Source organism: Paenibacillus tepidiphilus (genome assembly GCF_008635795.1).
GTDB classification, from domain to species: Bacteria; Bacillota; Bacilli; order Paenibacillales; family Paenibacillaceae; genus Paenibacillus_AQ; species Paenibacillus_AQ tepidiphilus.
In genome coordinates, this window is the sequence record NZ_VWRQ01000004.1 from 293717 (window position 1) to 316170 (window position 22454).

Consider the following 22454-nt stretch of genomic DNA (forward strand, 5'->3'; position numbering starts at 1 on the left):
CTGGGTGCTGACACCCCGTCCAGAGAATCCTTCATTATAATTAATCTCTACTTAATTTCCTTACCTAACAAAAAAAGAGACAGACTCCATCAAGGAGCTGTCTCTTGCCCGTTGCAAGCCGGGAAAGCGTTACGCCTGGCTTTCTTTATACAAAGGCTGCAGCCGGGTGCCGTTCTGCGCCCGCGGCGCGGCTTCCGGCTTCTCGGCGCCAGCGCCGAGCTGCAGCTGATACATGCGGAAGTACCTGCCGCCGAGCGCCATCAGCTCATCGTGGCTGCCGCGTTCGACGATCTCTCCGCGGTGCAGGACGAGAATCTGGTCGGCGCTGCGGATGGTCGAGAGGCGGTGGGCGATGATAAACGTGGTGCGCCCTTGCTTCAGCACCTCCAGCGCCTGCTGGATCAGGCTCTCTGTTTCCGTGTCGATGTTCGAGGTCGCTTCGTCCAGGATCAGGATCGCCGGATCGAAGGCGAGCGCGCGGGCGAAGGAGATCAGCTGGCGCTGTCCAGCGGACAGGGTGCTGCCTTTCTCCACGACCGGCTCGTCGAAGCCCTGCGGCAGATGGGCCAGCAGCTTGTCGGCACCGACCTCGCGCAGCGCCCGCTCTACCCGTTCCCGGGAGATGTGTTCATCGCCGAGGCTGACATTGCTGGCAATCGTGCCGGTGAACAGGTAAGGGTCCTGGAGCACGATGCCCATATGGCTGCGCAGCCATTGCTTCGGAATGTCCTTGACCTCTTGCCCGTCAATCGTGATGCTGCCGCGCTGCGGATCATAGAAGCGGAACAGCAGGTTGATGATCGAGCTTTTGCCGGAGCCGGTATGACCGACCAGCGCCACTGTCTCGCCCGAGCGGGCTTCGAAGGAAATATCGCGCAGCACATAGTCCTGCTTGTAAGCAAACGAGACATCCTTGAAGACCACATTTCCTTTGTAGCGCGGCATGGAACCGTCAGTTACCGGTTCACCCGGTTCATCCATCAGCTTGAACACGCGTCCGGCGGAGACCATAGAGGTATCCAGGTTCGCGAGCTGGTTCACCATCCCGGTAATCGGCTGGAACAGCCGGCCGAGCACATCGACGAAGGCATAAAGCACGCCCAGCGACACAAAGGTGGAGCCGCCCATGCTGCCGAAGCCGAAATAGCACAGAATGATCACGAACGCAAAGTTACGGAGCGAGCCGACGAGATTATGCGAGGTGAAGGCATTCAGATTGAGCATTTTATTCTGATAGGTCTGGTAGTCGTCGTTGAGTCGCTCGAATTCTTCGCTGCTCTGTTTCTGGCGGCGGAAGATCCGGATAATCGACATCCCCTGGATCGACTCATTGATAATGGCATTAATCTCGCTGAGTCGCGAGCGGATGATGGTGTTGTACTTGGTGGCGATTTTGCGGTACAGCACAATCCAGAGCACGATGATCGGCACAATGAACAGGCTGACGAGACCAAGCCGCCAATCCAGCAGGAAGAGAGCGATATATACGCCGGTGATATTGATGATCCCGGAGCTGAAGTTGGATAATACGGCGATGAACAGATCCTTGACCGCTTCCGTGTCATTGGTGACCCGGGAGACGACCTTGCCGGCAGGCAGGTTATCGAAGAAATACACCGGCAGGCGCTGGATATGCGCGTATACATCGGTTCTCAGCTTGCGGATGACCTGATTGGCTGAAGACTGCAGCCAGTAGGTTTTACCGAATTCGGCGAAGATCGAAATAACCAGAAACACCGCATAGAGTCCGACCAGTTCGTAGATGCCGGGCAGCTCGGGCTTGTAAAAAGCAAACAGCTCATCCGCCGACAGCTTCACGGCAGGGTAGACAGCTTCGTTGTCCCCGTTCTGGATATGGACCCTTCCGTCCTCGAAGCTCCGCTTGCCGCCGGGCTCCGCTACGGCCTCGTTAATGAAATAGAAGCTTCTGCCGATCTGCAGCAGACGCACTTCCTGTCCTTTGGCTTCCCCGTCTTCAAAGCGGTCGCCGCGTTTGTACCACTCATTGTTATATTGGGCCGCATTCTCGGCTTCGCTGGTTACGAAGTAAGGCTTCTCAATCGCCAGCATATGATTGTCGATCATGTTCTTGGCGATGAATGGGCCGGCCAGCTCGGCCGCCACCCCGATGGTAAGCAGGAGCAGGGCGGCGATAAAGGTTTTTTTGGCAGTTAAAGCGTATTGCAGCAGGCGTTTGCCTGTACTCTGTGTCACTGTGACACCTCCTAAGCTTCTGTGTGCAGGTTTATTCATTCGTTAAATTATTCTCTACCTGCTGGCGCTCGAACTGTTCACGGTACCAGCCGTTCAGAGCGAGCAGCTCCTGATGGGTGCCCCGTTCCGTAATCCGGCCACCGTCCAGCACCACAATCTGATCAGCATGCTCGATAGCCGAGAGGCGGTGGGTGGAGATCAGGGTCGTCTTGCCGGAGCGCTCCCGGCGGATATTCTCGATAATTTGCGCTTCCGTACGGGCATCGACGGCCGAGAGGGCGTCGTCGAGAATCAGTATTTCCGGATTGGCGATAAACGCCCGCGAGATTGAGACTCGCTGCTTCTGTCCGCCCGAGAGTGAGACGCCGCGTTCGCCCACAAGTGTATCCAGGCCATCCGAAAGGGTGCCGAGATCGTTCTGGAACGCGGCCGCCGTAATGGCGGTCATAATCCGCTCATCGTCGGCACCGGCATAACCGAACTGGATGTTCTCGCGTACGCTCTTGGAGAACAGGATTTGCTCCTGCGGCACATAACCCATCCAGCTATGCAGCCGATCCAGCGCAATCTGCTCGATGGGAACACCGGAAATCAGGATTTCACCTTCGCCCGTCGGATATTCATGCAGCAGCTGCTTGAGCAGTGTTGATTTGCCGCTGCCGGTCCGTCCGACTACGCCAAGCGTCTGGCCTTTCTCAAGCGCGAGACTGACTTCGCTTAAGTTATCAATGGTCGAGGTCGGGTAGCGGAAGGTCACGTCCTTCAGCTCAATCCGCGTAGGCGCTGCTACGGCTACAGGATGCTGAACATCCTCGACATCGGGCTTCGTATTCAGCGTCTCGTCGATCCGCTCCAGTGAGGCGCCGCCGCGCTGCATAATGTTGATCAGTTCGCCGATGGCGAACATCGGCCAGACGATCATGCCCAGATACATATTGAAGGAGACGAGATCGCCAAGGGTAATCTCGTTGCGGAACACGAGATAGATGCCGTAGGTCAGCGCAATGATATAGCTGAGGCCAACACAGAACCGGATGGTCGGTTCGAAGAAGGAGTCTACCTTTGCTACCGCCATATTTTTGCGGTATACATCTTCGGTAATATCGGAGAAACGTTTCTCATCCAGCCGTTCCTGTACATAGGCGCGGATGACACGCACGCCGGAGACCGATTCCAGCACCTGGTCGTTCATGTCGCCGAAGGCATCCTGGGCCAGACTGTAACGGTCGTGGATCGCCTTGCCGTAGAAGATCATGGCGATGGCAATCAGCGGCAGAGGAAGCACGGCGGCCAGGGTCAGCTTCCAGCTGACCAGGAAGCCCATGGCCAGCAGTACGACCGACAGGAAGGCAGTCGAGTCGACCAGGGTTAGCATGCCGAAGCCCACGGTGACCGAGACGGCTCGGATATCATTCGTGGCCCGGGCCATCAAATCGCCTGTACGGTTGCGCTCGAAGAATGCGGGCGTCATCGTCATCAGACGGTTCATGAAGCGTGAGCGCAGCAGCCGCTCCACCAGATTGGAGCCGCCGAAGAGGCTGTGCATCCATATGTAAGTGATCCAGTAAATGAGCAGCAGCATGACAAGAATGAGTCCGATGTACATCAGGAGGGAGCTGGTGGTAATGGTCCCCCGGGTAATTTCGTCGATGGCATTGCCAAGCAGCCGCGGCGGCAGCAGTTCAAGCACACCTGCCACAATCAATAAAAGCATACCGATGGCATAACGCCTTTTTTCCTGGCGAAAAAACCAGCCAAGATCACGGAGTACGGAGAACAAGTGAATCGCTTCCTTTCAGGTTGAAAATGGTTACTTTGTCTGTTTGTCATCACATGAGGACAGTGGAATGCTTCTTAGCGGCAGCAAAAAAGGCATACCATCCGAAAACGGACGATATGCCTGTGTTCATTCAGCGGCTATCATGTCTGCGGCGATCTAAGGCAGCCGCAGGGCATGGAAGAGATGCTCTCTCACCTGAATCATCGTGCACTGACGCGCAGGACACTGCATTCAGGAGAATTCCACTACTCGGGCTGCAGGTATATTAAGTTTCTGGCTGTTGCCGGCATAAAATAGATCATCCAGTTTAACATTAAACACCATGCTCACCCTTTCATCAGTTTGGTAATAACTTGAAGACGCGTTGTATGCTCCGATCTTATCACCATCCCAAAAGAGTTGTCAAACATAATTTTGAACAAATTCTGAATTAGCGGTAAGATAGAGAGCAGGCGATAAACGTATTAAAGCTTGCCCGAAGTTTGGAGAGAAGCTGATTTGGGGTATGAATACTGCATACAGGAGGAGTTGACCAAGATGATCATGACCATTAGCCGCGAAGCATCCGCCTGGTACAGAAGAGAGCTGGGGCTTCAGGATGGGGATTACATCCGTTTGTTTCCTCGCTACAGCTCGGGTGGAGGCCTTCATCCCGGATTCTCGCTGGGAATCGCGAATGAGCCGCCGGCGCGCGCTGCAGTAGAGGTGACAGAGAGCGGCATTGTCTTTTATATGGAAGAGCAGGATCTATGGTATATGGAAGGCTACAGCCTATCCGTCGAATATGTGCCGGCCGAAGACGATATTGTATATAACTATCAGCCTGTACCTGTAGCCGGAAGCGTGCAGAAGTGATCTAGCCGGGCGGTGGTTGCCGTTATCCGGGTGAAGCCTCCGGCGGATTGCCAAGACAAATAAGCCCTTGCCTCCGGTTATGAAGGCAAGGGCTTATTATTGACCTGCAGGTGGAATGCTTCAGTGCGAGCTGCGGAAGGTCTCTTCCTCCATTGCAAAGTCGAAATCGTCGATATCATAGACCTGCACATGTACGCCGCCTTCAATAATCCGCTGGATCAGCTCGAACTGGTCGGTCAGAATCGGCGCCTTCTCCCGCTCGGAGACCAGAAGCAGCTCGGTCTCTATCGGATCAAACAGTTCGCCGTAGGCGGCATTGTCCACGCTGTTGATAATTGTAATCTGCGCCTGCGTCCCGAGCAGAATGCCGGAGCTCTTCGCCCAGGGAACGGTGAGGCAACGGTTGATCTTCTTGGCGTTCAGCGGTTCTTCGAAATACGCGATCAGCTCGCTGATCTTGCCTTTGACATGACGGTCGTCGTCGGCACGGTTCATCAGCGGCTCGTCGCTGTCACGCAGCTCATACAGTTCCATTACAGTCGTGTACGGCACGATATATTCCACCTGGCTGCTCGGCACAAGGAGCTGGCCGTAAATCGCCATCATGACGGCTTCCGTCACAAATTGTCTGGACATCATTATCCTCCTGAATTTCGGCGGTGCAATTGTAAACGATCTTAAAAATATAAAAACACTGTGCAGCGCAAATGTCAACTGTACCCAATCAAAGTCATGCCAGAAAGGACGTAACATTCTGTGAAGCTATGGAAATCCTATTATCCTTTTGTCCGGCCCTATCTCAAATGGATCCTGCTGACGCTGCTTATCGGGATGATCAAATTTGCGATTCCGCTGACGCTGCCGCTAATTCTGAAATATGTGGTCGACGACTTGCTGGGCAACACGGTGCTCACCGTACAAGAGCGTGTCTCTAAGCTGATGACCGTTCTCGGCGGCTCGCTGCTGCTCTTTGTCGTCGTCCGCGGCCCGGTGGAATATTACCGGCAGTACTTTGCCCAGTTCATCACGAGCCGGGTGCTATTTGATATGCGGAACCGGCTCTATGCCCATCTCCAGCGGCTGTCGCTGCGGTATTACCAGAACACGAAGGTCGGGGAAGCCATCTCCAGATTCATCAACGATGTGGAGCAGTCCAAGAATCTGGTCGAGGTCGGGATGATGAACGTCTGGCTCGACATGTTCTCCCTGGTCTTCGCGCTTGCCTTCATGTTCTATTTGAACCCTGTATTGGCTCTTGTATCCATCGCGATACTGCCTCTTTACGGCATTGCCGTGAATCTGCTGTACAAGCGGCTGAAGGTGCTGACCAAGGACCGTTCGCAGGCGCTGGCGGGCATTCAGGGCTATCTGCACGAACGGATTCAGGGTATTTCCGTGATCCGTAGCTTCACTATGGAGCAGGTGGACAAGCGGCAGTTCGAAGGCATCAACCGCAAGTTCCTGGATAAGGCGATGGCCCATACGCGCTGGAATGCCGTTACCTTCGCCATTATCAATACCCTGACGGATATCGCCCCGCTCCTGGTCATCGGCTATGGCGGTTATGAGGTCATCCGGGGGAATCTTTCGCTTGGAACATTCGTAGCCTTCTTCGGTTATCTGGACCGGATGTATGCGCCGCTGCGGCGGCTGATTAATTCCTCCACCGTGCTGACCCAGGCTTCGGCCTCGCTGGAACGGGTAATGGAGCTGCTCTCCGAGACCTATGATATTACCGACAGTCCGAGTGCGCGTCCGCTGCTTCGACCTGAAGGGCGGATTGAATTCCAGCAGGTCTGGTTCAAATACAGCGAAGACAACGATTGGGTGCTGCGGGACATTAGCCTGCAGATTCATCCAGGGCAGACCGTTGCTTTCGTCGGCATGAGCGGGGGCGGCAAATCCTCGTTGATCAGCCTGATTCCGCGCTTCTATGATATTACGGACGGCAGTTTGCGCGTAGACGGACAAGATGTGCGGGAGCTGACGCAGGAGAGCTTGCGGCGGAGCATCGGCATGGTGCTGCAGGATAACTTCCTGTTCAGCGGAACGGTCAGGGACAATATTCTGTTCGGCAATCCCGATGCGCGCGAGGAAGAGATTATCCTAGCTGCACAGGCGGCCAATGCCCATGACTTCATCATGCAGCTGCCGGAAGGATACGACACCGAAGTCGGCGAACGGGGAGTGAAGCTGTCCGGCGGCCAGAAGCAGCGGCTCTCGATCGCCCGCGTCTTTCTCAAAGATCCGAAGGTGCTCATTCTGGACGAAGCGACATCGGCGCTGGATCTGGAATCGGAGCATCTGATCCAGCAGTCGCTGGCATCTCTGGCCTCCGAGCGCACCACGCTCATTGTCGCCCACCGGCTATCCACCATAACTCATGCCGATCAAATTATTGTACTGGAGAATGGGGAAATCACAGAACGCGGGACGCATGAAGAGCTGATGCAGCTTGATGGCAGCTATGCGCGTCTGTTCAATGTACAGCGGCTGGATGCTTGAGCGGGGATATGTCTCCATCCCGGAAAGTCCGTTCCGCATGCGGGTAAATCCGCTTGCAGAGCGGGCTTTGCTTTTCGAATTAAGTTACAGTATGATGTAATCATAACACTTAACTGTAACTTATAATTTTACCTGGAGGGATTGGGTGATGGGCAACTATACAGCACAGCAGCTCGCCGATATTTTACAGCGGGAAGATCCGGAGATGAATCTGCGCAAGGTACGTTATTACACCCAAATTGGAATGCTGCCTCCGCTGGAGCTGGCCGGGAATAGGCGGGTGTACACGGAACGGCATTTGAACCACTTACGGGCGGTATTAACGCTATCCAAGAGCGGGGAAAGCCTGGCGCAAATTCAGAGTAAACTGGCGGGGATGCCGGATGAAGAAATTGCTGGTTTAGGAGAACGGCTGCCGTTCTATCAGCCTGAACATATCATGGCCAATGAAACGCTGGTGCTGAGCGAAGACGTGATGCTCACGCTGAGTCCGCGCATTCCGGCAGAACTTAAGGCGGAGATGATAGCAGCAGTAAGCAGTTTACTGAAAGGAGAGAAGCGATAATGAGCAGAAATCTCTTAGAAGCCGATATTCGCTGGGCCAAGCCGCTGCTTGAGCATGAAGAGGGGATGAACCACCTTTGGGTGCGGATCTGGCCCCTTGCCGGTAAACGAACTGCTTGGGTGCAGCTGCAGCTTCCGGAAGGAATATTCCTGGACGATTCAGCGTGTGGATATAAGACGGATGAGAGAGGGAGGATTGCCATCGAAGCTCCGGCAAAGGAAATCGAGCTTTTGTTCGGGATCTATACGGAGAAGCCCGTCCCCTGCGGTGGAACTGCGGTTGTTCTTAAACTGGATACACAGGATAATGCTGGTGAGGAATACTGTGAATGTTGGGAAATTCCATTGCAAATTGTAGACGCCGTAGAAGCGGAGCTGCTTGAGCCGGAGCTTGACGAAGAGGTCGTCCGGAAGGTCAAGGAGCAGGCCGCGAGGCGTCCAGCGGAGACCGGAGGCCCGGATGCCGAACAGGAGCGGCTGGACTGCACTCCGGCCAAGGTGATCAGATATGACGCCAGCCGGCGTACTGAACTGGAGAAAGAGTATTGGGTTGAGGGTTAAAAGGACCATAAAATGTAAAAACACTCTACCTTCTGTCAACGGGTTGTGGTATAGTGTATGTAGAAAAAATACCCGGCAAGAGAACCGTGCGCCAACACGGCTCTCCCGGTGCAGGTCGCTGCTGCATTGGCGGCAAGCTTAATTCGAAGCGGTCCAACACTCTGTGAGATAGGCCGTTGACCCGGTCAAGGGCGGCCTATTTCTTACCATTTCGGTTATTGGCAACGACGATGGTCACAACCAGTGTCATCAGGGCGACGATAAGCGCACCGAAACTGATCATGAGCGACAAAGCGTCTTTAACCTCCACAGAGCATCACCTCCCTGCCGGAAGATGTGCCGTCCGCCCTTGCAAGCGCTTTACTGCTACTATTATTTTATCATAAGGACCTCTTTTTTAACACAAAAATTTCCAATAATAGAGCAAGATGTCTATTTACAAAACAGGCTCCCTGCCGCTTAGCTTCAGCTGGCGAAGGGAGCCTGTTTATTATTGTTCTCTCATGCTCTGCCGATCAGCAGCGACAAGATTCCGGCGGCAATCAACGGTCCTACGGGGACACCCTTGAAGAGGGCGACGCCGAGCACCGTACCGATCATGAGACCCGCGACAACGGTGGGCTGGCTGCCCATCAAGGTAACCCCGCGCCCGCCGAGATAGGCGACGAGCATGCCGATGCCGATGGCGGCCAGCGATTTCCAGTGCAGGAAAGAATGCCAGACGGTATCGAGCGAGATTTTGCCGCTGGCCAGCGGTGTCATGACGCCAATGGTGAGAATAATAATGCCGAGCGTCAAGCCGTATTTCTCCAGCCAGGGAAAAGTCTGCTGCAGTCCAAGGACCCGCAGCAGCAGGAGCACCGTCATGGCGACGGTAATCGGCGTGTTGCTGCTGAGGATACCGAGCGCTGCGAATGCCAGCAGCAGCAGCGAAGTGACATCCATAAAGTTATGCAACCTTTCATAAGAAGATTAACTGCCGGCTAACCGTGTCGAGACAATGTGGTCCGCAATCAATTTACCGTGACCCCGGCCGGTCTCGATGAATACCTCGTTGGCGTTGCGTCCGGAAGCTATAACGCCGGCAACATACAAGCCCGCAATATTGGTCTCCATCGTGGCGGGATTAAAATGCGGCTTGTCCAGCTCATCGTCCATATGAGCTCCAGCCGAGGTGAGGAGGGTGCGGCTGGGACGGAAACCGGTGAGCGCCAGTACAAAATCATTCTCCATCTCAGCAGTTTCCCCGTCTGCCCCTGTAATCATAACTGCTCCGGGTGTAATTTCTGTAACCCGGGACTGCAGATGCAGCTTAATCTTGCCTTTCTGCACCATGCTCTCGAAGATGGGACGCACCCATGGCTTGATGTTCTCCGAGATACTGGCTCCGCGGTACACCATGTCCACCTCGGCGCCGACGCGGGTCAGCTCCAGCGCTGCATCGACAGCGGAGTTGCTGCCGCCGATGACAACCACGCGCATACCGGTATAAGGATGGGCTTCGCCGAAGTAATGGGATACCTTGGGAAGCTCTTCGCCCGGAATACCAATCATATTAGGCTGGTCGAAATAGCCTGTGGCAATGACCACATGGGCTGCACGGCGGACCTGGCGATCACCACGGTTATTGACGGTATGTACATGATAACTGCCGTCCTCCAGCCGTTCGACGCTCAGCGCATCCTCGTAAGCCGCAATCTCCAGTCCGTGCTGCTCGGCGGCGCGCCGGTAATAGACCAGTGCTTCATGGCGGTAAGGCTTATCGTTGGGCGAGGTAAACGGTACCCCGCCGATTTCCAGAAGTCCGGTGGTACTGAAGAATTGCATATTTACCGGGTACAGATAAATGGAGTGGACAATGAAGTTTTTTTCAATGATCAGTGTAGTAAGCCCTTGCTTCCGGCATTCTATGGCTGCCGAGAGACCGCAGGGACCGGCTCCGATAATGATGACGTCTTTCATAGGTTAAAATGACCTCCCCGGGTAATGTAGAATCGCAGTATAAATCGTACCCTAAATCTAAAATTTTTGCCAATAACCCGCCCGATTGATTGTCATTATCTTAAAAATAAGATATAATTAGATATATATCTAAACTATATCATTTATATGCCACAATATCGTTTCCAGGAGTGATTCCCATGCAGCTCGATAAAATTGTCAATTACCATAAAGCACTGGCTGATCCGGCCCGTCTGCGGCTGCTGCTGCTGTTGTCCAAGGGGGAATTGCACGGCCAGGCGCTCGCCGAGAAGCTGAATCTGTCTCAGCCCACGGTGACCCACCACGCCGCCAAGCTGCGCGAAGCTGCACTCATCAAGGAACGCAGGGAGAAGAATACCGTGTACTTTTCGCTGAATCCGGAGTTTATCTATGCCGGGTCCGAGGCCTCGCTGAAATTTATATTTGCCAAGGGTGCGGAGGAACTGGAGCAGGAGTCGCCGGAGAGCAGTCTGAAGGAATCGGTGCTGCGCAATTTTTTCGCCAAGGATGGCCATTTGCGGCAAATACCTGCCCAATACAAGAAGAAGCTGATTGCCCTGCAGCATATGGCTGAGCAGTTGGAGCCCGGCGTTATTTACAGCGAGAAAGAAATTAATGTATTCATCCAGCAATTCCATGAGGACTATGCCACAATCCGCCGGGAGTTTATTATGCACCATTTTATGTACCGGGAAAATGAGCGTTACGAGCTGAATCCGCCGGAAATGTGGACGCGATGGGAAAATGTCAAATAATCGGTTCAAATTTAAGGAGTTTTAGTGACAAATGCGAAGTCGTCTGATTATATTGTCCGAATAACGAATAAAATAGAATTGTAAGCGTTATCTGACATATTCTTCGAAAGGAGAGATTCAGTATGATCTTCAAACGCGCCAAAAAAAACCCCGAGACGATAACCGTTACTCTGCATCAGGTGAAGCAGGCTGTCCGGCAATTCGAAACGGATATGCCCGCACCCATTAACCGGACCGCGTTAATTATGGATGATAAAAGCATTGACCTGAGCCGGCTGAAACGCTATTTAGGCGGAGTGCCGGAGCAAAAGTTCTATATGTCGCGCGAAACGTATGAAATCTTCGAGGAAAATGACAAGCTGGTACCGTATTATCTCGATCTGGTGCAGACCGCCGTTGATAATTACATCAGCGATACCGGTAAACTTCCGCTGCTTGAAGATGCCTGGCTGCCCGAAGTGCATTACCGGCTGCTGGCGACGGAACGGTATCTTAAGGAAACGCCGCCGTTCCCGCTTTACATTACGGAAGACGAGATGATGCTTACGCATCGGCCGGAGCATTTTGGGTAAGGCCGGACTGTTACATGAACCATGGACCGCTTGGAATGGAAGGTGCAGGCTTGCCTTTCTGACCGGAGCGGTCTTTCCTTTGTCTGCCGCAGCATAGTACAATGAACCGGAATCCAGTACATAGGGGGCATGGGGAATGAACGAGACGCAAGGCATATTGTTTGATCTGGACAACACATTGATGGACCGCGATTATACCTTCCGCAGCTTCAGCACGCAGTTCGTGCGGGACAAGCTGGGGCATCTGGGTCCGGAGGAGGCGCAGCGCGTTGTGAAGGATATCATTGTGCGCGATGCCGACGGGTACCGGGATAAGAATGGCTTCTTTGCCGAGCTCAGCGAGGTGCTGCCATGGAAGACGGCACAGACGGCGGGGGAGATCCGGGATTACTACGAGCTGAATTATGCGGGGCACGGAGCCGTGATGAAGGATGCCATCGAGGTACTGGAATATTGCCGCAGCAAGGGCTACACGCTCGGGCTTGTCACGAACGGCGAAAAGCATATTCAGGACGGCAAGATCGACCTGCTCGGCCTGCGCGAATATTTCAAGGCCATCGTCATATCCGGCGAGGTCGGCATCCGCAAGCCCGATCCGGCTATCTATAAGCTGGCACTGGAACGTATGGGAACCACTCCGGAGCAGACCTTGTTTATCGGCGATCATCCGGTGAACGATATTTGGGGCGCCGGCAAGGCCGGGATGACGACAATATGGCTGGAGCGGAATCATGCCTGGGATGACAGCCTGGATGTGCATCCCTGGAAGTCCATTCATGAGCTGGATGAACTGAAAGAGCTGCTGTGAGGAATAACCGAACACGGTAATAAATGATTATAAACATTTACTCCGCTTGACGTCAGTGCTTGCCTGCAATTATGATAACAGCAGATTATGAATCGGAAGGAGACGATGTGATATGGCAGTTTATACTGTAATTGCGACCACAACTGTAATAGCTACGCGTTCTCCGGGAGCAGATATAGTATAACGGTAATTGATCCGTTAGGACTGTAACGCTTATGATGCTTACAATGCCGCAGGGAACCGCAGCTGGTTCCGGCGGCTTTTTGATGTTCTTCTGGTTGACAGCGGACGGGTAACCCTGTCCGTTTGCCCCATGAAGCAGCCGCCGGAATCCAGGTTCCGGCGGCTTTTTTGACGTTCCCGGAACAAGAAGACCCATACAAATATGCAGGAGGAATTGGATGAGTATTAATCAGTACGGATGGAATGCAGCATGGGAAGAAATATGGCAGAAGACTGACAGCAGTCAGGCGGGTAGAGAGCTCCAGCCCGCCCGGATCGTCGGCGATTTCGGCAGCAAATACCGGCTCATGACCGGGCGGGGCGAGCTCTGGGGAGAGATGGCCGGCAAGCTGCGTTATACGCTGACGGAGAAAGGCGCTTACCCGGCCGTCGGCGACTGGGTCGCGGCCGCGCTGACGGCAAGCGGCGATCAAGCCGTCATTCATGAGGTGCTGGCCCGCCGCAGCGTCATTTCGCGCAAGGTGGCCGGCACGACGCAAGAGGAGCAGATCGTGGCCGCGAACGTGGATACGCTGTTCCTGGTCAGCGCCTTGAATGACGACTATAATGTCAGGCGGATGGAGCGCTATCTGATTATGGCCTGGAACAGCGGGGCAACTCCCGTTATTCTGCTGACCAAAGCGGATTTGTGCCCGGATGCAGGCAGGCGGATTGCCGAGATGGAGCAGGCGGCGCCCGGTGTAGCGGTCCATGCCGTCAGCGCATTGCAGGATGAAGGGCGGGAGGCGCTGCTGCCGTATATCCGGCAAGGACAGACGGTAGCCTTGACCGGTTCCTCCGGCTGCGGCAAATCGACGATGGTGAACTGGCTCAGCGGACAGAAGCTGCAGCTCACCCAAGACGTTCGTGAGGATGACAGCCGGGGACGGCACACAACCACTCACCGTGAGCTGTTTCTGCTGCCGGAAGGCGGCATCATTGTAGATACGCCCGGAATGCGCGAGCTGCAGCTCTGGGAGGATGAAGGCGGTCTGGATCTGGTCTTTGGCGATATCACCGGCCTGGCGGAGGACTGCCGCTTCAGCAACTGCCGCCATGAGGGTGAAGAAGGCTGTGCCGTGATTGCGGCAGTCGCCTCGGGGATGCTGGAAGAGAAGCGTCTGCTCAATTTCCGTAAAACCGAGCGGGAGCTGCGCTACCAGAGCAGCAAGGAAGCCAGGCAGCAGCGGAAGACGGCTTCAGCGGCGGCTAAGCCCGCCGCTCCTCGGTCCAAGAAGGTCAATTGGCGGCGGGAGCTGGAAGAATATTAAGCAGCAAGAGGGGCAACCGTCTAGAACGGTTGCCCCTCTTGCTGCTTGCCGCCGCTGTGCCGGATGGCGCAGCGGGGCTATATATAAATAAAAGTCCGACGGATATCATAAGCAGAGTCTACAGATGCGGTAAGCGATAGCTGTTAAGCCGGACTTTTAACACGCTGGCGAGCGTGTATTAGAACTTGGCTGCTTCAGTCTTGGCGAGATCCAGACCGGCGGCAATAATGTTTGCGGATTCAGTCGGGTTCTGGTTATGACCTTCGATGATAACCTGTGTAATGTCCTGGAAGCCCCAGAATCTCAGGTTGCCGAGAATGAAGTTTACGGCCATTTCAGCGGCTGCGGCCGGACCTTCGGAATATACACCGCCACGGGCGTTCAATACGGCGGCTTTCTTGCCGGTGATCAGACCTACAGGACCTTCAGCGGTATACTTGAAGGCTGTACCGGCCTGGTTCAGGTAGTCAATGTAAGTGTGAAGAACAGCCGGAACGGTCATATTCCACAGCGGGAAAGCGAAGACCACTTTGTCGGCAGCAAGGAACTGGTCCAGATATTTCTTGACATTAGCGGCACCAGCAGCTTCTTCAGCAGTGGCTTCCAGACCTTGGTTGGCTTTAAAGACACCGGTGATCAGTGTGTTGTCATAGTAAGGGAGCTGTTCGGCGAACAAGTCCAGTTCAGTGACCTGATCCTCAGGATGGGCTTCCTTGTAGCTGGACAGGAAGGCATTGTAGAGCTGAACACTTACGGCTTGCTCTGCAGGACGGTTATTAGCTTTGATGAAGAGTACATTAGACATTATGGTTTCTCCTTAAATATATATTTATTACTAACTATATTTAATATAGCATTTAATATTTCGTTTGTAAACTGCAGTCGAAATAAATTTTGTTTGACTCGACAGCAGGTTACTATACTTTGCAAGGGCACCACATCTTCTGAAGCAGGGGCGGGTTTTCGCATGTATGTATCAAGATGTAGTAAAACCGTGATATGACAGGTTTTTTTGCGTTTTTAGGCAAGGTTTAAGCTGCACAGGACCCGGTTATATACGTTTTACAAGGGGGCAGGTAATCATTTCCTCTCCGCTCTGGCGAATAACCTTTATCCTAAAAGGAGCGATTGACATGTCCATTGACCGTTTCATTATTAAGAAATTGGACAACTGTCACGAAGAGCATACCCGGCACAACTTAGTACAGTTGTTCAAACTGCGGATTCAAAAAGCGGAAAAAGAAGAAGGACGGAAACACCGGATTAGTTGATGTTAAAAGCAGATGCAGACAGCGGCAACCTTAGCCATATATAGAGCGGGGCACATCTTCCGGGATGTGCTTTTTTTTGCTGGTCCAGGATTTAATGATGCCGAGCAACCGTTTTCTTACAAAAAAAACTACCCCTCTATTAATAGAGGGATAGCGCCAATGAATCATTTTCACTATAACTGTGCAATATAGCTTCAGAGCCTTTAATTTCTATACTGATCAGAGAATTCAGACATTTTTGGATGGCACTTTTGCCTTTTTGAAATTTAAGCTCCAGTGTGCTATTCAGAATGCGCAGCACCTTCTGGGTGGGTTGTTTGTTTTCGGTGGTAATATACACAGGCACAAGCTTGTTCTGAAACGTGATGAGCGTTCTCATATTGAAATCACCTCGCTACAAGTATTTCATGTTATAGATCATACCTGCCGTATCTTAATTTTACCTTAAAATTAGCTTATGATAACATAAAGATTGCAAGTTTCAGAGCAAGACCCAAATGAATTCTGGGCCTCAAACGGGATGACCTTGAGCAGCCAGGAAGGATTATGAAATTGTGAAAACAAATGACGGACTGGATATACTGCATTTCCTGTTTCCTGACGGGGCGAGCCGCGATGTACGGCGGATGACCTCCCAGGCGGACCGGATCTGCAGGTTAATATACAATGAAGGCGAATATACGCAGGATATATGCCTGCAGGTACATAAAGACCGGACGCTGGTTTCCAGCCTGAAGCAGGCGGATGCCTTTACTTATGTATTACAGGGTCCCGCTGAAATTAAGCGGGCCTGCTTTTATTTGCTCAACTGTCTGGATGCCGGTGAGACCGCAGCGCCGGAAGCGCCGGCACTGTTGATCTCCAGGCGTAAATACGAGGAGCTGAAGGAAAATGCAGGCTCGTATACGCTGTACTTTCTCGCCGAATGCCTCAGGGCCGAGACCGGCGATCTCGTTCAGTCGGCGCAGCTGGCCCGGGTGCTGAAGTGTCACACTTCCGATGGAGAGCTGCGATTATGTTCACGCAGCGGAACCGGATGGCAGCTGCAGCAGGCCGGATACATCGAGGACGCCGGAGGCGGGTGGCTGCTGCGCATGAGCTGCCGCACCGGAGAAGACTGGATTGTTGCCGTTCCGGCATCCAAGACGCAATTGAGTATGGCTTTCTATGAATGGGTCACGCTATAGCGTGACCGGCTACTCCAGGACGGCGGTGGAGTATGGGGCAAGGCTAAGCTTACCGCCGCTGAAAGCAGCATCACCGGGGATGGTCTTGAGCACGGCGGAATATTGGAGGTCGTTGCTGCCCGGATGCAGCTCAAGCTCCTGCGGCTGTCCCGTTAAATTATGGACGACCAATACCTGCTGCTCCGCTGTAATTCGCTCGAATGCCATTACACCGGCATGGTCCACCGTGTAGTCACGGATGCCGCCGGCATTCAGAGCCGGCACTTCACTCCGCATAGCGATAAGCTGGCGGTAACGGGAGAGGAGCGAATCCGCATCGGCCGACTGGCTTGCCACGTCAGCACCGGCAATGGCGGCATTGTTGGTGCCCGCTTCCCACGAGGTTGTTCCCGCGCTGCTGCGGTCCGCCGTCCACACCATAGGCTCCCGGATGCCTTCATCCGGCTTCACGCCGAGCATGCCGATCTCTTCACCGTAATAGATAAACGGGTTACCGGGCAGGGTGAGCAGCATCGCCGCGGCCATTTTGGCATGGGCGGTGTTGCTTCCAAGCACACTCATCACCCGGTTCTGGTCATGGTTGCTGAGAAAGACCGCATCGGTAAAGTCGCCCCCGGAGATTTGGGAGTACAGCTTGTAAGTGCGTTCCAGAGTAAACGCGGCACCGCTGTTCGACTCCGTCTTGGCAGAGTTGATCAAGGTCTCGGCCAGGCCGAAGTTGAAGCCGGAGTCGAAAGCCTGGTCCAGATAAGCTCCCACCGAAGTGGCGGAATTCTCCCACACTTCGCCGACAATATATGCCTCCGGATTTACCTCGTCCATACTTGCGCGGAATTCCTGCCACCATGCTACATTCTTGTCTGTAGTGGCCTCGCTCTTGTCGGACAGCAGATCCTCGTAAATATGCTTGGCGGCATCCAGCCGGAAGCCGTCCATCCCCAGCTCCAGCCAATATTGCCCGATATCCTTCATCTCGGTCCGTACCTGCGGATTGTCGAAATTCAAATCCGGCATTCCGTCCCAGAAGGTTCCCATATAGTGGCTGCCCAGCACAGAATGCCACGGATTGCCGCTGCCTGCAGCACTGCTGCCCTCTGGCCTGCGGCCACTGTCCTCTGCCCAGACGTACCAGTCGCGGTGCTCGCCGCCCTTGGCAGCATCTACGAACCAGGGATGCTCCTTGGAGGTATGGTTGACCACCAGATCCATAATCACTTTAATGCCGCGCTTATGGGCCTCGGCGATCAGTTCCTTCATATCCTCCACCGTTCCATAGTCGGGATGAATCTCCCGGTAATCGGTAACATCATACCCATGATAGCTGGGGGATGGATTGACGGGCATGAGCCAGATGCCTCCGACCCCGAGATCCTCCGTAGTGGACGGATTACCGTCGTTCAGATAATCAAGCTTCTCGGTAATGCCGCGCAAATCGCCGATTCCATCCCCGTCGGAATCATAGAAGGAACGGACAAAAATTTCATAATACACCGTCCCCGGCTGCTCATCGACGGCGGCTGCGGCTGCAGCAGGCTGCGCTGTGCTTGCGGTTGCGGCGGGGCTTCCCGCCGGTGATGTCTCTGCTGCGGCAGAGGGGGCGGCTTCGTCATTCTTAGGATTGCTGCTGCCTGAGCAGCCCGTTAGCAGCAGGGCGGATACTGCCGCGACGGCGGCCGATTTCTGGAGCAGGGCGCGGGACCTTGCGGTGGTTATTAAGTTCATCATGATGAACTCCTTCCTGGAAAGATTGCTTCATTTATATAGCGAAAGCGCTTCACTGATATCTTAGATGAATCCACACCTAAAGGTAAAACGTTTGCACACCCCAAAAATAACCGTTTTTAACGATAATAAGCTGTATATAGGAATTAATACTTTATTAGCTCGTATTTAGTTTGATTTTCGAGAAATTATTAACTAAATCAACTTACTGTACCGGGAATATGTGCGAAAGCTTTACAGAACTCTCAGGAGAAGCTGGAATTATGGAACAGCGACTGGTGTAAAATCCGTGCAAACGGTTCGGCAAATGCCGGATTAACCTTTCCCTGGGCCGGCGCATATGCTGGGGCAAGGGCACAAGACCCGGAAGAAAGGAGAGATTAGGATGAAATTCAACCCAAAGCCGCTGCTGCTCTGCTGCCTCATTGCCTTGGGCTTAACCCTGTTTGCCGGCTGCGCCAAGGAATCTACCGATGTAAAAGTAAAGATCGGCGAAGTGACCCGATCGGTCTTTTACGCTCCGGAATATGTGGCCTTGTCGCAGGACTTTTTTAAGGATGAAGGGCTGGATGTCGAGCTGCAAACCATTCCCGGCGGCGACAAGACAATGACGGCACTGCTCTCGGGAGCCATCGACGTTGCACTGGTGGGATCGGAGACCTCCGTGTATGTCTACCAGCAGGGTACAGATGATCCGGTGATCAATTTTGCCCAGCTTACACAGCGGGACGGAACCTTTTTGTTCGCACGCAGCGCGGACACAAGTTTCAACTGGGAGAAGCTGAAGGGGTCGACCTATCTCGGCCAAAGAAAAGGGGGAATGCCGCAGATGGCCGGAGCCTTCGCGATGAAGCAGAAGGGTATCGACACCGGGAAGGACCTCACGTTGATCCAGAATATTGATTTTGCCAATATTGCCGGTGCGTTCGCTTCCGGTACAGGCGATTATGTACAGCTGTTCGAGCCGCAGGCTTCCATCTTTGAAAGCGAGGGCCGCGGGGCGGTCGTGGCTTCCTTCGGTGTGGAAAGCGGGTATTTGCCGTATACGGTGTTCATGGCGAAACAAAGCTATATCGGTAAAAACAAGGAAACGGTGCAGAAGTTCACCAACGCCATTCAGCGCGCCCAGCTGTGGGTCAAAGAGCACAGTCCGGAAGAGATTGCCGATGCGGTACTCCCTTATTTCGAGAATACAGACCGCGACATCGTGGTGTCTGCGATTGAGCGCTACAAAGAGCAGGACACGTATGCCGGAAATCCGGTCATCGACGACAAGGAATGGAACAATCTGCTGGATGTGATGGACAATGCCGGGGAATTGAAAGACCGCGTGCCGCTTCAGGCGATTGTCGATAACAGCTTCTCCGAGAAAGCGGAACAGACCGTCCAATCAGGGAATTAGGCTTTGAGCAATCCGAATGGTTAGGAGGAACACTACCATGCTGCCGCTAGTGCAATTAAAGGGAGTGACGCATGCCTACCTGGGAGACCGTGAGGCTACACTGGCTATAGAGGAGCTGAATCTCACAGTGGATAAGGGTGAGTTCGTGAGCCTGGTCGGACCCAGCGGCTGCGGCAAAACCACTCTGCTGTCGATCATCTCCGGGCTGCTCCAGCCTTCACGCGGAGATGTGTATGTGGGCGGGCATCCGGTCCTGGAACCCTCGGCCGAGATTGGCTATATGCTGCAGCAGGACTATCTGTTTCCATGGCGGACAATTCTGGATAATGCTGTTCTGGGTCTTGAGCTGACGGGCAATCTTAATGAAGAGACACGGCGGCGTACGCTGGGGCTGCTTAAAGAGCTGGGTCTGGAGGGAAAAGAGAACGCCTACCCGTCCGAGCTCTCCGGCGGTATGCGCCAGCGGGTGGCACTCGTGCGGACGCTGGCCACCGGGCCCAAGCTGCTCCTGCTCGACGAACCGTTCTCCGCACTGGACTACCAGATCAAGCTGCAGCTGGAGGATCTGGTGGCGGAGACACTGCTGCGCCGGGGTACCACGGCTATCCTGGTGACCCATGATCTGGCTGAAGCGATTGCCGTCAGCAGCCGGGTCATATTGCTGCAGCCGAATCCCGGCAGAATCCGCCGCATATTTACTGTACCGGAAGCCATCCGCAGTACACCGCCGCTATACGCGCGGGATTTACCCGGCTTCGCGGAGCTGTTTCATACCGTGTGGAAAGAAATGGAGCTGGCCGGAAGGGGGGATTAAGATGAAATCGGTGGAGCAAATTGAACTTGCCGTGTCCCGCAAGCTGTGGCTGGACCAGAAGCACGAAGAATACCGTGCAGCCAAGCTGCGTTGGAAGAGCCGTGTCATGGCGGTCCGCGCCGGGCTTCTGGTGCTTCTCTTTGTGCTGTGGGAGACAGCGGCGCGGGCAGGCTGGATCGACACACTGCTGTTCAGTTCGCCCGGCAGAGTCTTCCGGCAAATATGGAGCGATCTTTCAGGAGGCAGTCTGTGGCCCCATCTGTCGGTGACGGTGGGGGAGACGGTCATCGGCTTCCTGCTGGGAACCCTGCTCGGAACCCTGCTGGCCGTCGTGATATGGTGGTCGCCTTTTCTGTCCGCCGTGCTTGATCCGTATATGGTAGTGTTCAACAGCATGCCGAAGGTGGCGCTGGGGCCGATCTTCATCGTCATGTTCGGAGCCGGTTTTACGGCGATTGTCATCACCACATTGTCTATAACCGTAATCATTACAACGCTTGTGGTATATAACAGCTTCAATAGTGTGGACCCGAATCTGGTCAAGGTAGTGCGTTCTTTCGGTGCATCGCGTGTACAGGTATTCGGCAAGGTAATTTTGCCTTCATCTTTTCCGGCGATTGTATCTACCCTGAAGGTGAATGTGGGGATGTCCTGGGTCGGTGTCATTGTCGGTGAATTTCTCGTGGCCAAGTCGGGTCTCGGGTATCTGATTATTTACGGCTTTCAGGTGTTCAACTTTACATTGGTCATGTCGAGTCTGCTGATTATTGCGGCGGTAGCTACGGCGATGTATCAGCTGGTGGTTTATGTGGAGAAGCTGATTTTGTCGCGGCGGTGAAAAGAATGTCTTATTGTGTCTCCCCGGAAAATCTTGTACCATGTCTATATCTTTACCTGTGTATTCGCATAACGTTCGAAGAGAGAGGTATTTTCATGGGATTTCGGGTAATCAAAACAGCGGCCGCCACGCTGCTGTCCATTCTGCTGGCGGCGGCCGCGGGAATCCCGAGCGCGCAAAGCGCCGGACTTCTGGCCATCCTGGGGGTGGAGACGACACGCAAACGGAGTCTCCGCACGATTACGGCAAGATTCTCCGCCTCGCTGGTGGGGCTCCTTTGCGGCATTGTTTTATTCTATCTGCTGGGCTTTCATTACTGGGTATTGGGTCTTTATGTGCTGTTTGGCTTCCCGCTAATTGTAAAAGCAGGCTTCAAGGAAGGCATCGTTACCAGTTCGGTCGTGGTCTTCCGTGTGTTTGGACAAGCCGAGCTCTCTCTGCATGTGCTGCTCCAGCAGATCGAGCTGCTCATTATCGGCCTCGGGTCGGCAGGCCTGGTCAACTTGATCTATATGCCGCAGGGCGGAAGCCTGATTGCCGGTATCCGTAAGGAGGTGGACAGCCAGTTCTCGGTCATCTTCAAGCAAATGGCGCGTACACTCCGCGATCCCCTGCTGGTCTGGGACGGCAAGGAGCTGATTGGCGCCAGCGATGCGATTCAGCGCGGCATTACCGCGTCATCCCGGGAGATGGAGAATCATGTGATCCACCCCGACGAGGCGTGGAACGTCTACTTCTACATGCGCAAGGAACAGCTGGAATCCATCCAGAATATGATGCAGCTGCTCTCCCAGGTCTATCGGCAGCTTCCGCACGGGGATATGGTGGCCGACCTGTTCGATCAGCTCAGCGGCGATGTGCTGGCCGAAGAATATACGGGCCGGACAGAGAAGCTGCTGGACAAGCTGGAGCAGGAGTTTCAGGAAATGGAGCTGCCGGGGACCCGGGACGAATTCGAGGTGCGGTCGGCCATACTGCAGCTGTGCCGGGAACTGGCCCTGTATCTCAAGATCGCCAAGCGGCATAAAGTCCCGGTGGAAATCAAGCCGGCCAGACGCAGCGAGCGGCTGCGCGGACAGGGCTAAGGCCTACAGGCGAATAAGCGCCAAGGCCTATTTACAATCCGGCGT

Annotated in this window: 22 protein-coding genes; 13 read left to right on the forward strand and 9 right to left on the reverse strand. The window is 54.0% G+C overall.

Features of this window, described 5'->3' with window-relative positions; translation table 11 throughout:
- Window positions 1–129 precede the first annotated feature (129 nt).
- Window positions 130–2214 carry an ABC transporter ATP-binding protein gene (locus tag F1379_RS07280; protein WP_275262214.1) on the reverse strand — a complete coding sequence of 695 codons (2085 nt, stop codon included), beginning with the start codon at window positions 2212–2214 and terminating at the stop codon, window positions 130–132.
- A 31-nt stretch (window positions 2215–2245) separates the two neighbouring features.
- A complete protein-coding gene (locus tag F1379_RS07285) occupies window positions 2246–3994 on the reverse strand; it encodes an ABC transporter ATP-binding protein (RefSeq protein WP_150267951.1) in 1749 nt (582 codons plus the stop codon).
- Between the two features lie 537 nt (window positions 3995–4531).
- Here F1379_RS07285 and F1379_RS07290 point away from each other — a divergent pair.
- Window positions 4532–4849, forward strand: coding sequence for a HesB/YadR/YfhF family protein (locus F1379_RS07290; protein WP_150267953.1), 318 nt, complete (start codon window positions 4532–4534; stop codon window positions 4847–4849).
- 120 nt (window positions 4850–4969) lie between these two features.
- Here F1379_RS07290 and F1379_RS07295 read toward each other — a convergent pair whose 3' ends face one another.
- Window positions 4970–5485, reverse strand: a complete 516-nt coding sequence (locus tag F1379_RS07295; RefSeq protein ID WP_150267956.1) for an ADP-heptose synthase — start codon at window positions 5483–5485, stop codon at window positions 4970–4972.
- A gap of 120 nt (window positions 5486–5605) precedes the next feature.
- Here F1379_RS07295 and F1379_RS07300 point away from each other — a divergent pair, with 120 nt between their 5' ends.
- The 3 genes from F1379_RS07300 to F1379_RS07310 all read left to right on the forward strand — a co-directional run bounded on the left by F1379_RS07300 (window position 5606) and on the right by F1379_RS07310 (window position 8479).
- Window positions 5606–7354, forward strand: coding sequence for an ABC transporter ATP-binding protein (locus F1379_RS07300; protein ID WP_150267958.1), 1749 nt, complete (start codon window positions 5606–5608; stop codon window positions 7352–7354).
- Window positions 7355–7502: 148 nt separating this feature from the next.
- The gene (locus F1379_RS07305; protein WP_150267960.1) at window positions 7503–7919 is read left to right on the forward strand and encodes a MerR family transcriptional regulator; all 417 of its coding nucleotides are present in this window, start codon (window positions 7503–7505) and stop codon (window positions 7917–7919) included.
- Window positions 7919–8479 (forward strand): hypothetical protein, encoded by a 561-nt coding sequence (locus F1379_RS07310; RefSeq protein WP_150267962.1) that lies wholly within the window; start codon window positions 7919–7921, stop codon window positions 8477–8479. Before F1379_RS07305 ends, F1379_RS07310 begins: the two co-directional genes overlap by 1 nt.
- A gap of 196 nt (window positions 8480–8675) precedes the next feature.
- Here the strand turns inward: F1379_RS07310 and F1379_RS29715 are convergent, their stop codons facing one another.
- The 3 genes from F1379_RS29715 to F1379_RS07320 form a co-directional block, all read right to left on the reverse strand.
- Window positions 8676–8789 (reverse strand): putative holin-like toxin, encoded by a 114-nt coding sequence (locus F1379_RS29715; RefSeq protein ID WP_162551094.1) that lies wholly within the window; start codon window positions 8787–8789, stop codon window positions 8676–8678.
- Window positions 8790–8980: 191 nt separating this feature from the next.
- Window positions 8981–9424 (reverse strand): DUF441 domain-containing protein, encoded by a 444-nt coding sequence (locus F1379_RS07315; protein ID WP_150267964.1) that lies wholly within the window; start codon window positions 9422–9424, stop codon window positions 8981–8983.
- A gap of 27 nt (window positions 9425–9451) precedes the next feature.
- The gene (locus tag F1379_RS07320) at window positions 9452–10441 is read right to left on the reverse strand and encodes a YpdA family putative bacillithiol disulfide reductase (RefSeq protein WP_150267967.1); all 990 of its coding nucleotides are present in this window, start codon (window positions 10439–10441) and stop codon (window positions 9452–9454) included.
- 179 nt (window positions 10442–10620) lie between these two features.
- On the opposite strand from F1379_RS07320, the gene F1379_RS07325 reads away from it, so the two are divergent.
- From F1379_RS07325 to rsgA, 4 genes are all read left to right on the forward strand, one after another.
- Window positions 10621–11217 (forward strand): DUF2087 domain-containing protein, encoded by a 597-nt coding sequence (locus F1379_RS07325; protein ID WP_150267969.1) that lies wholly within the window; start codon window positions 10621–10623, stop codon window positions 11215–11217.
- 122 nt (window positions 11218–11339) lie between these two features.
- Window positions 11340–11789 (forward strand): DUF3939 domain-containing protein, encoded by a 450-nt coding sequence (locus tag F1379_RS07330; protein ID WP_150267971.1) that lies wholly within the window; start codon window positions 11340–11342, stop codon window positions 11787–11789.
- A 136-nt stretch (window positions 11790–11925) separates the two neighbouring features.
- The gene (locus F1379_RS07335; RefSeq protein ID WP_150267973.1) at window positions 11926–12597 is read left to right on the forward strand and encodes an HAD family hydrolase; all 672 of its coding nucleotides are present in this window, start codon (window positions 11926–11928) and stop codon (window positions 12595–12597) included.
- 401 nt (window positions 12598–12998) lie between these two features.
- Window positions 12999–14090: a ribosome small subunit-dependent GTPase A gene (gene rsgA, locus F1379_RS07340; RefSeq protein WP_150267975.1), complete on the forward strand. Its 1092-nt coding sequence runs from the start codon at window positions 12999–13001 to the stop codon at window positions 14088–14090.
- 178 nt (window positions 14091–14268) lie between these two features.
- Here rsgA and F1379_RS07345 read toward each other — a convergent pair whose 3' ends face one another.
- Together F1379_RS07345 and F1379_RS07350 are read right to left on the reverse strand one after the other, a co-directional pair.
- Window positions 14269–14895, reverse strand: a complete 627-nt coding sequence (locus F1379_RS07345) for an FMN-dependent NADH-azoreductase (protein ID WP_150267977.1) — start codon at window positions 14893–14895, stop codon at window positions 14269–14271.
- 605 nt (window positions 14896–15500) lie between these two features.
- Entirely contained in the window at window positions 15501–15740 is a 240-nt protein-coding gene (locus tag F1379_RS07350; RefSeq protein ID WP_150267979.1) for a hypothetical protein, read from the reverse strand.
- Window positions 15741–15915: 175 nt separating this feature from the next.
- Between F1379_RS07350 and F1379_RS07355 the strand changes: the two genes are divergently transcribed.
- Window positions 15916–16548 (forward strand): hypothetical protein, encoded by a 633-nt coding sequence (locus tag F1379_RS07355; RefSeq protein ID WP_150267980.1) that lies wholly within the window; start codon window positions 15916–15918, stop codon window positions 16546–16548.
- A gap of 9 nt (window positions 16549–16557) precedes the next feature.
- Here F1379_RS07355 and F1379_RS07360 read toward each other — a convergent pair whose 3' ends face one another.
- Window positions 16558–18270 carry an alpha-amylase family glycosyl hydrolase gene (locus F1379_RS07360; protein ID WP_150267982.1) on the reverse strand — a complete coding sequence of 571 codons (1713 nt, stop codon included), beginning with the start codon at window positions 18268–18270 and terminating at the stop codon, window positions 16558–16560.
- 385 nt (window positions 18271–18655) lie between these two features.
- On the opposite strand from F1379_RS07360, the gene F1379_RS07365 reads away from it, so the two are divergent.
- The 4 genes from F1379_RS07365 (at window position 18656) to F1379_RS07380 (ending at window position 22409) form a co-directional block, all read left to right on the forward strand.
- Entirely contained in the window at window positions 18656–19672 is a 1017-nt protein-coding gene (locus tag F1379_RS07365; protein ID WP_150267984.1) for an ABC transporter substrate-binding protein, read from the forward strand.
- Between the two features lie 37 nt (window positions 19673–19709).
- Window positions 19710–20486, forward strand: coding sequence for an ABC transporter ATP-binding protein (locus tag F1379_RS07370; RefSeq protein WP_150267986.1), 777 nt, complete (start codon window positions 19710–19712; stop codon window positions 20484–20486).
- Between the two features lies 1 nt (window position 20487).
- A complete protein-coding gene (locus F1379_RS07375; protein ID WP_150267988.1) occupies window positions 20488–21324 on the forward strand; it encodes an ABC transporter permease in 837 nt (278 codons plus the stop codon).
- Window positions 21325–21419: 95 nt separating this feature from the next.
- Complete coding sequence (locus F1379_RS07380; protein WP_150267990.1) at window positions 21420–22409, forward strand: aromatic acid exporter family protein; 990 nt, start codon at window positions 21420–21422, stop codon at window positions 22407–22409.
- The last annotated feature ends 45 nt before the right edge of the window (window positions 22410–22454 follow it).

Coding starts and splice junctions, on each gene's coding strand:
- F1379_RS07290 (WP_150267953.1), top strand. CDS start 4,532: ATGATCATGACCATTAGCCGCGAAGCATCCGCCTGGTACAGAAGAGAG.
- F1379_RS07295 (WP_150267956.1), bottom strand. CDS start 5,485: ATGTCCAGACAATTTGTGACGGAAGCCGTCATGATGGCGATTTACGGC.
- F1379_RS07305 (WP_150267960.1), top strand. CDS start 7,503: ATGGGCAACTATACAGCACAGCAGCTCGCCGATATTTTACAGCGGGAA.
- F1379_RS07310 (WP_150267962.1), top strand. CDS start 7,919: ATGAGCAGAAATCTCTTAGAAGCCGATATTCGCTGGGCCAAGCCGCTG.
- F1379_RS07315 (WP_150267964.1), bottom strand. CDS start 9,424: ATGGATGTCACTTCGCTGCTGCTGCTGGCATTCGCAGCGCTCGGTATC.
- F1379_RS07320 (WP_150267967.1), bottom strand. CDS start 10,441: ATGAAAGACGTCATCATTATCGGAGCCGGTCCCTGCGGTCTCTCGGCA.
- F1379_RS07325 (WP_150267969.1), top strand. CDS start 10,621: ATGCAGCTCGATAAAATTGTCAATTACCATAAAGCACTGGCTGATCCG.
- F1379_RS07330 (WP_150267971.1), top strand. CDS start 11,340: ATGATCTTCAAACGCGCCAAAAAAAACCCCGAGACGATAACCGTTACT.
- F1379_RS07335 (WP_150267973.1), top strand. CDS start 11,926: ATGAACGAGACGCAAGGCATATTGTTTGATCTGGACAACACATTGATG.
- rsgA (WP_150267975.1), top strand. CDS start 12,999: ATGAGTATTAATCAGTACGGATGGAATGCAGCATGGGAAGAAATATGG.
- F1379_RS07345 (WP_150267977.1), bottom strand. CDS start 14,895: ATGTCTAATGTACTCTTCATCAAAGCTAATAACCGTCCTGCAGAGCAA.
- F1379_RS07350 (WP_150267979.1), bottom strand. CDS start 15,740: ATGAGAACGCTCATCACGTTTCAGAACAAGCTTGTGCCTGTGTATATT.
- F1379_RS07360 (WP_150267982.1), bottom strand. CDS start 18,270: ATGAACTTAATAACCACCGCAAGGTCCCGCGCCCTGCTCCAGAAATCG.
- F1379_RS07365 (WP_150267984.1), top strand. CDS start 18,656: ATGAAATTCAACCCAAAGCCGCTGCTGCTCTGCTGCCTCATTGCCTTG.
- F1379_RS07370 (WP_150267986.1), top strand. CDS start 19,710: ATGCTGCCGCTAGTGCAATTAAAGGGAGTGACGCATGCCTACCTGGGA.
- F1379_RS07375 (WP_150267988.1), top strand. CDS start 20,488: ATGAAATCGGTGGAGCAAATTGAACTTGCCGTGTCCCGCAAGCTGTGG.
- F1379_RS07380 (WP_150267990.1), top strand. CDS start 21,420: ATGGGATTTCGGGTAATCAAAACAGCGGCCGCCACGCTGCTGTCCATT.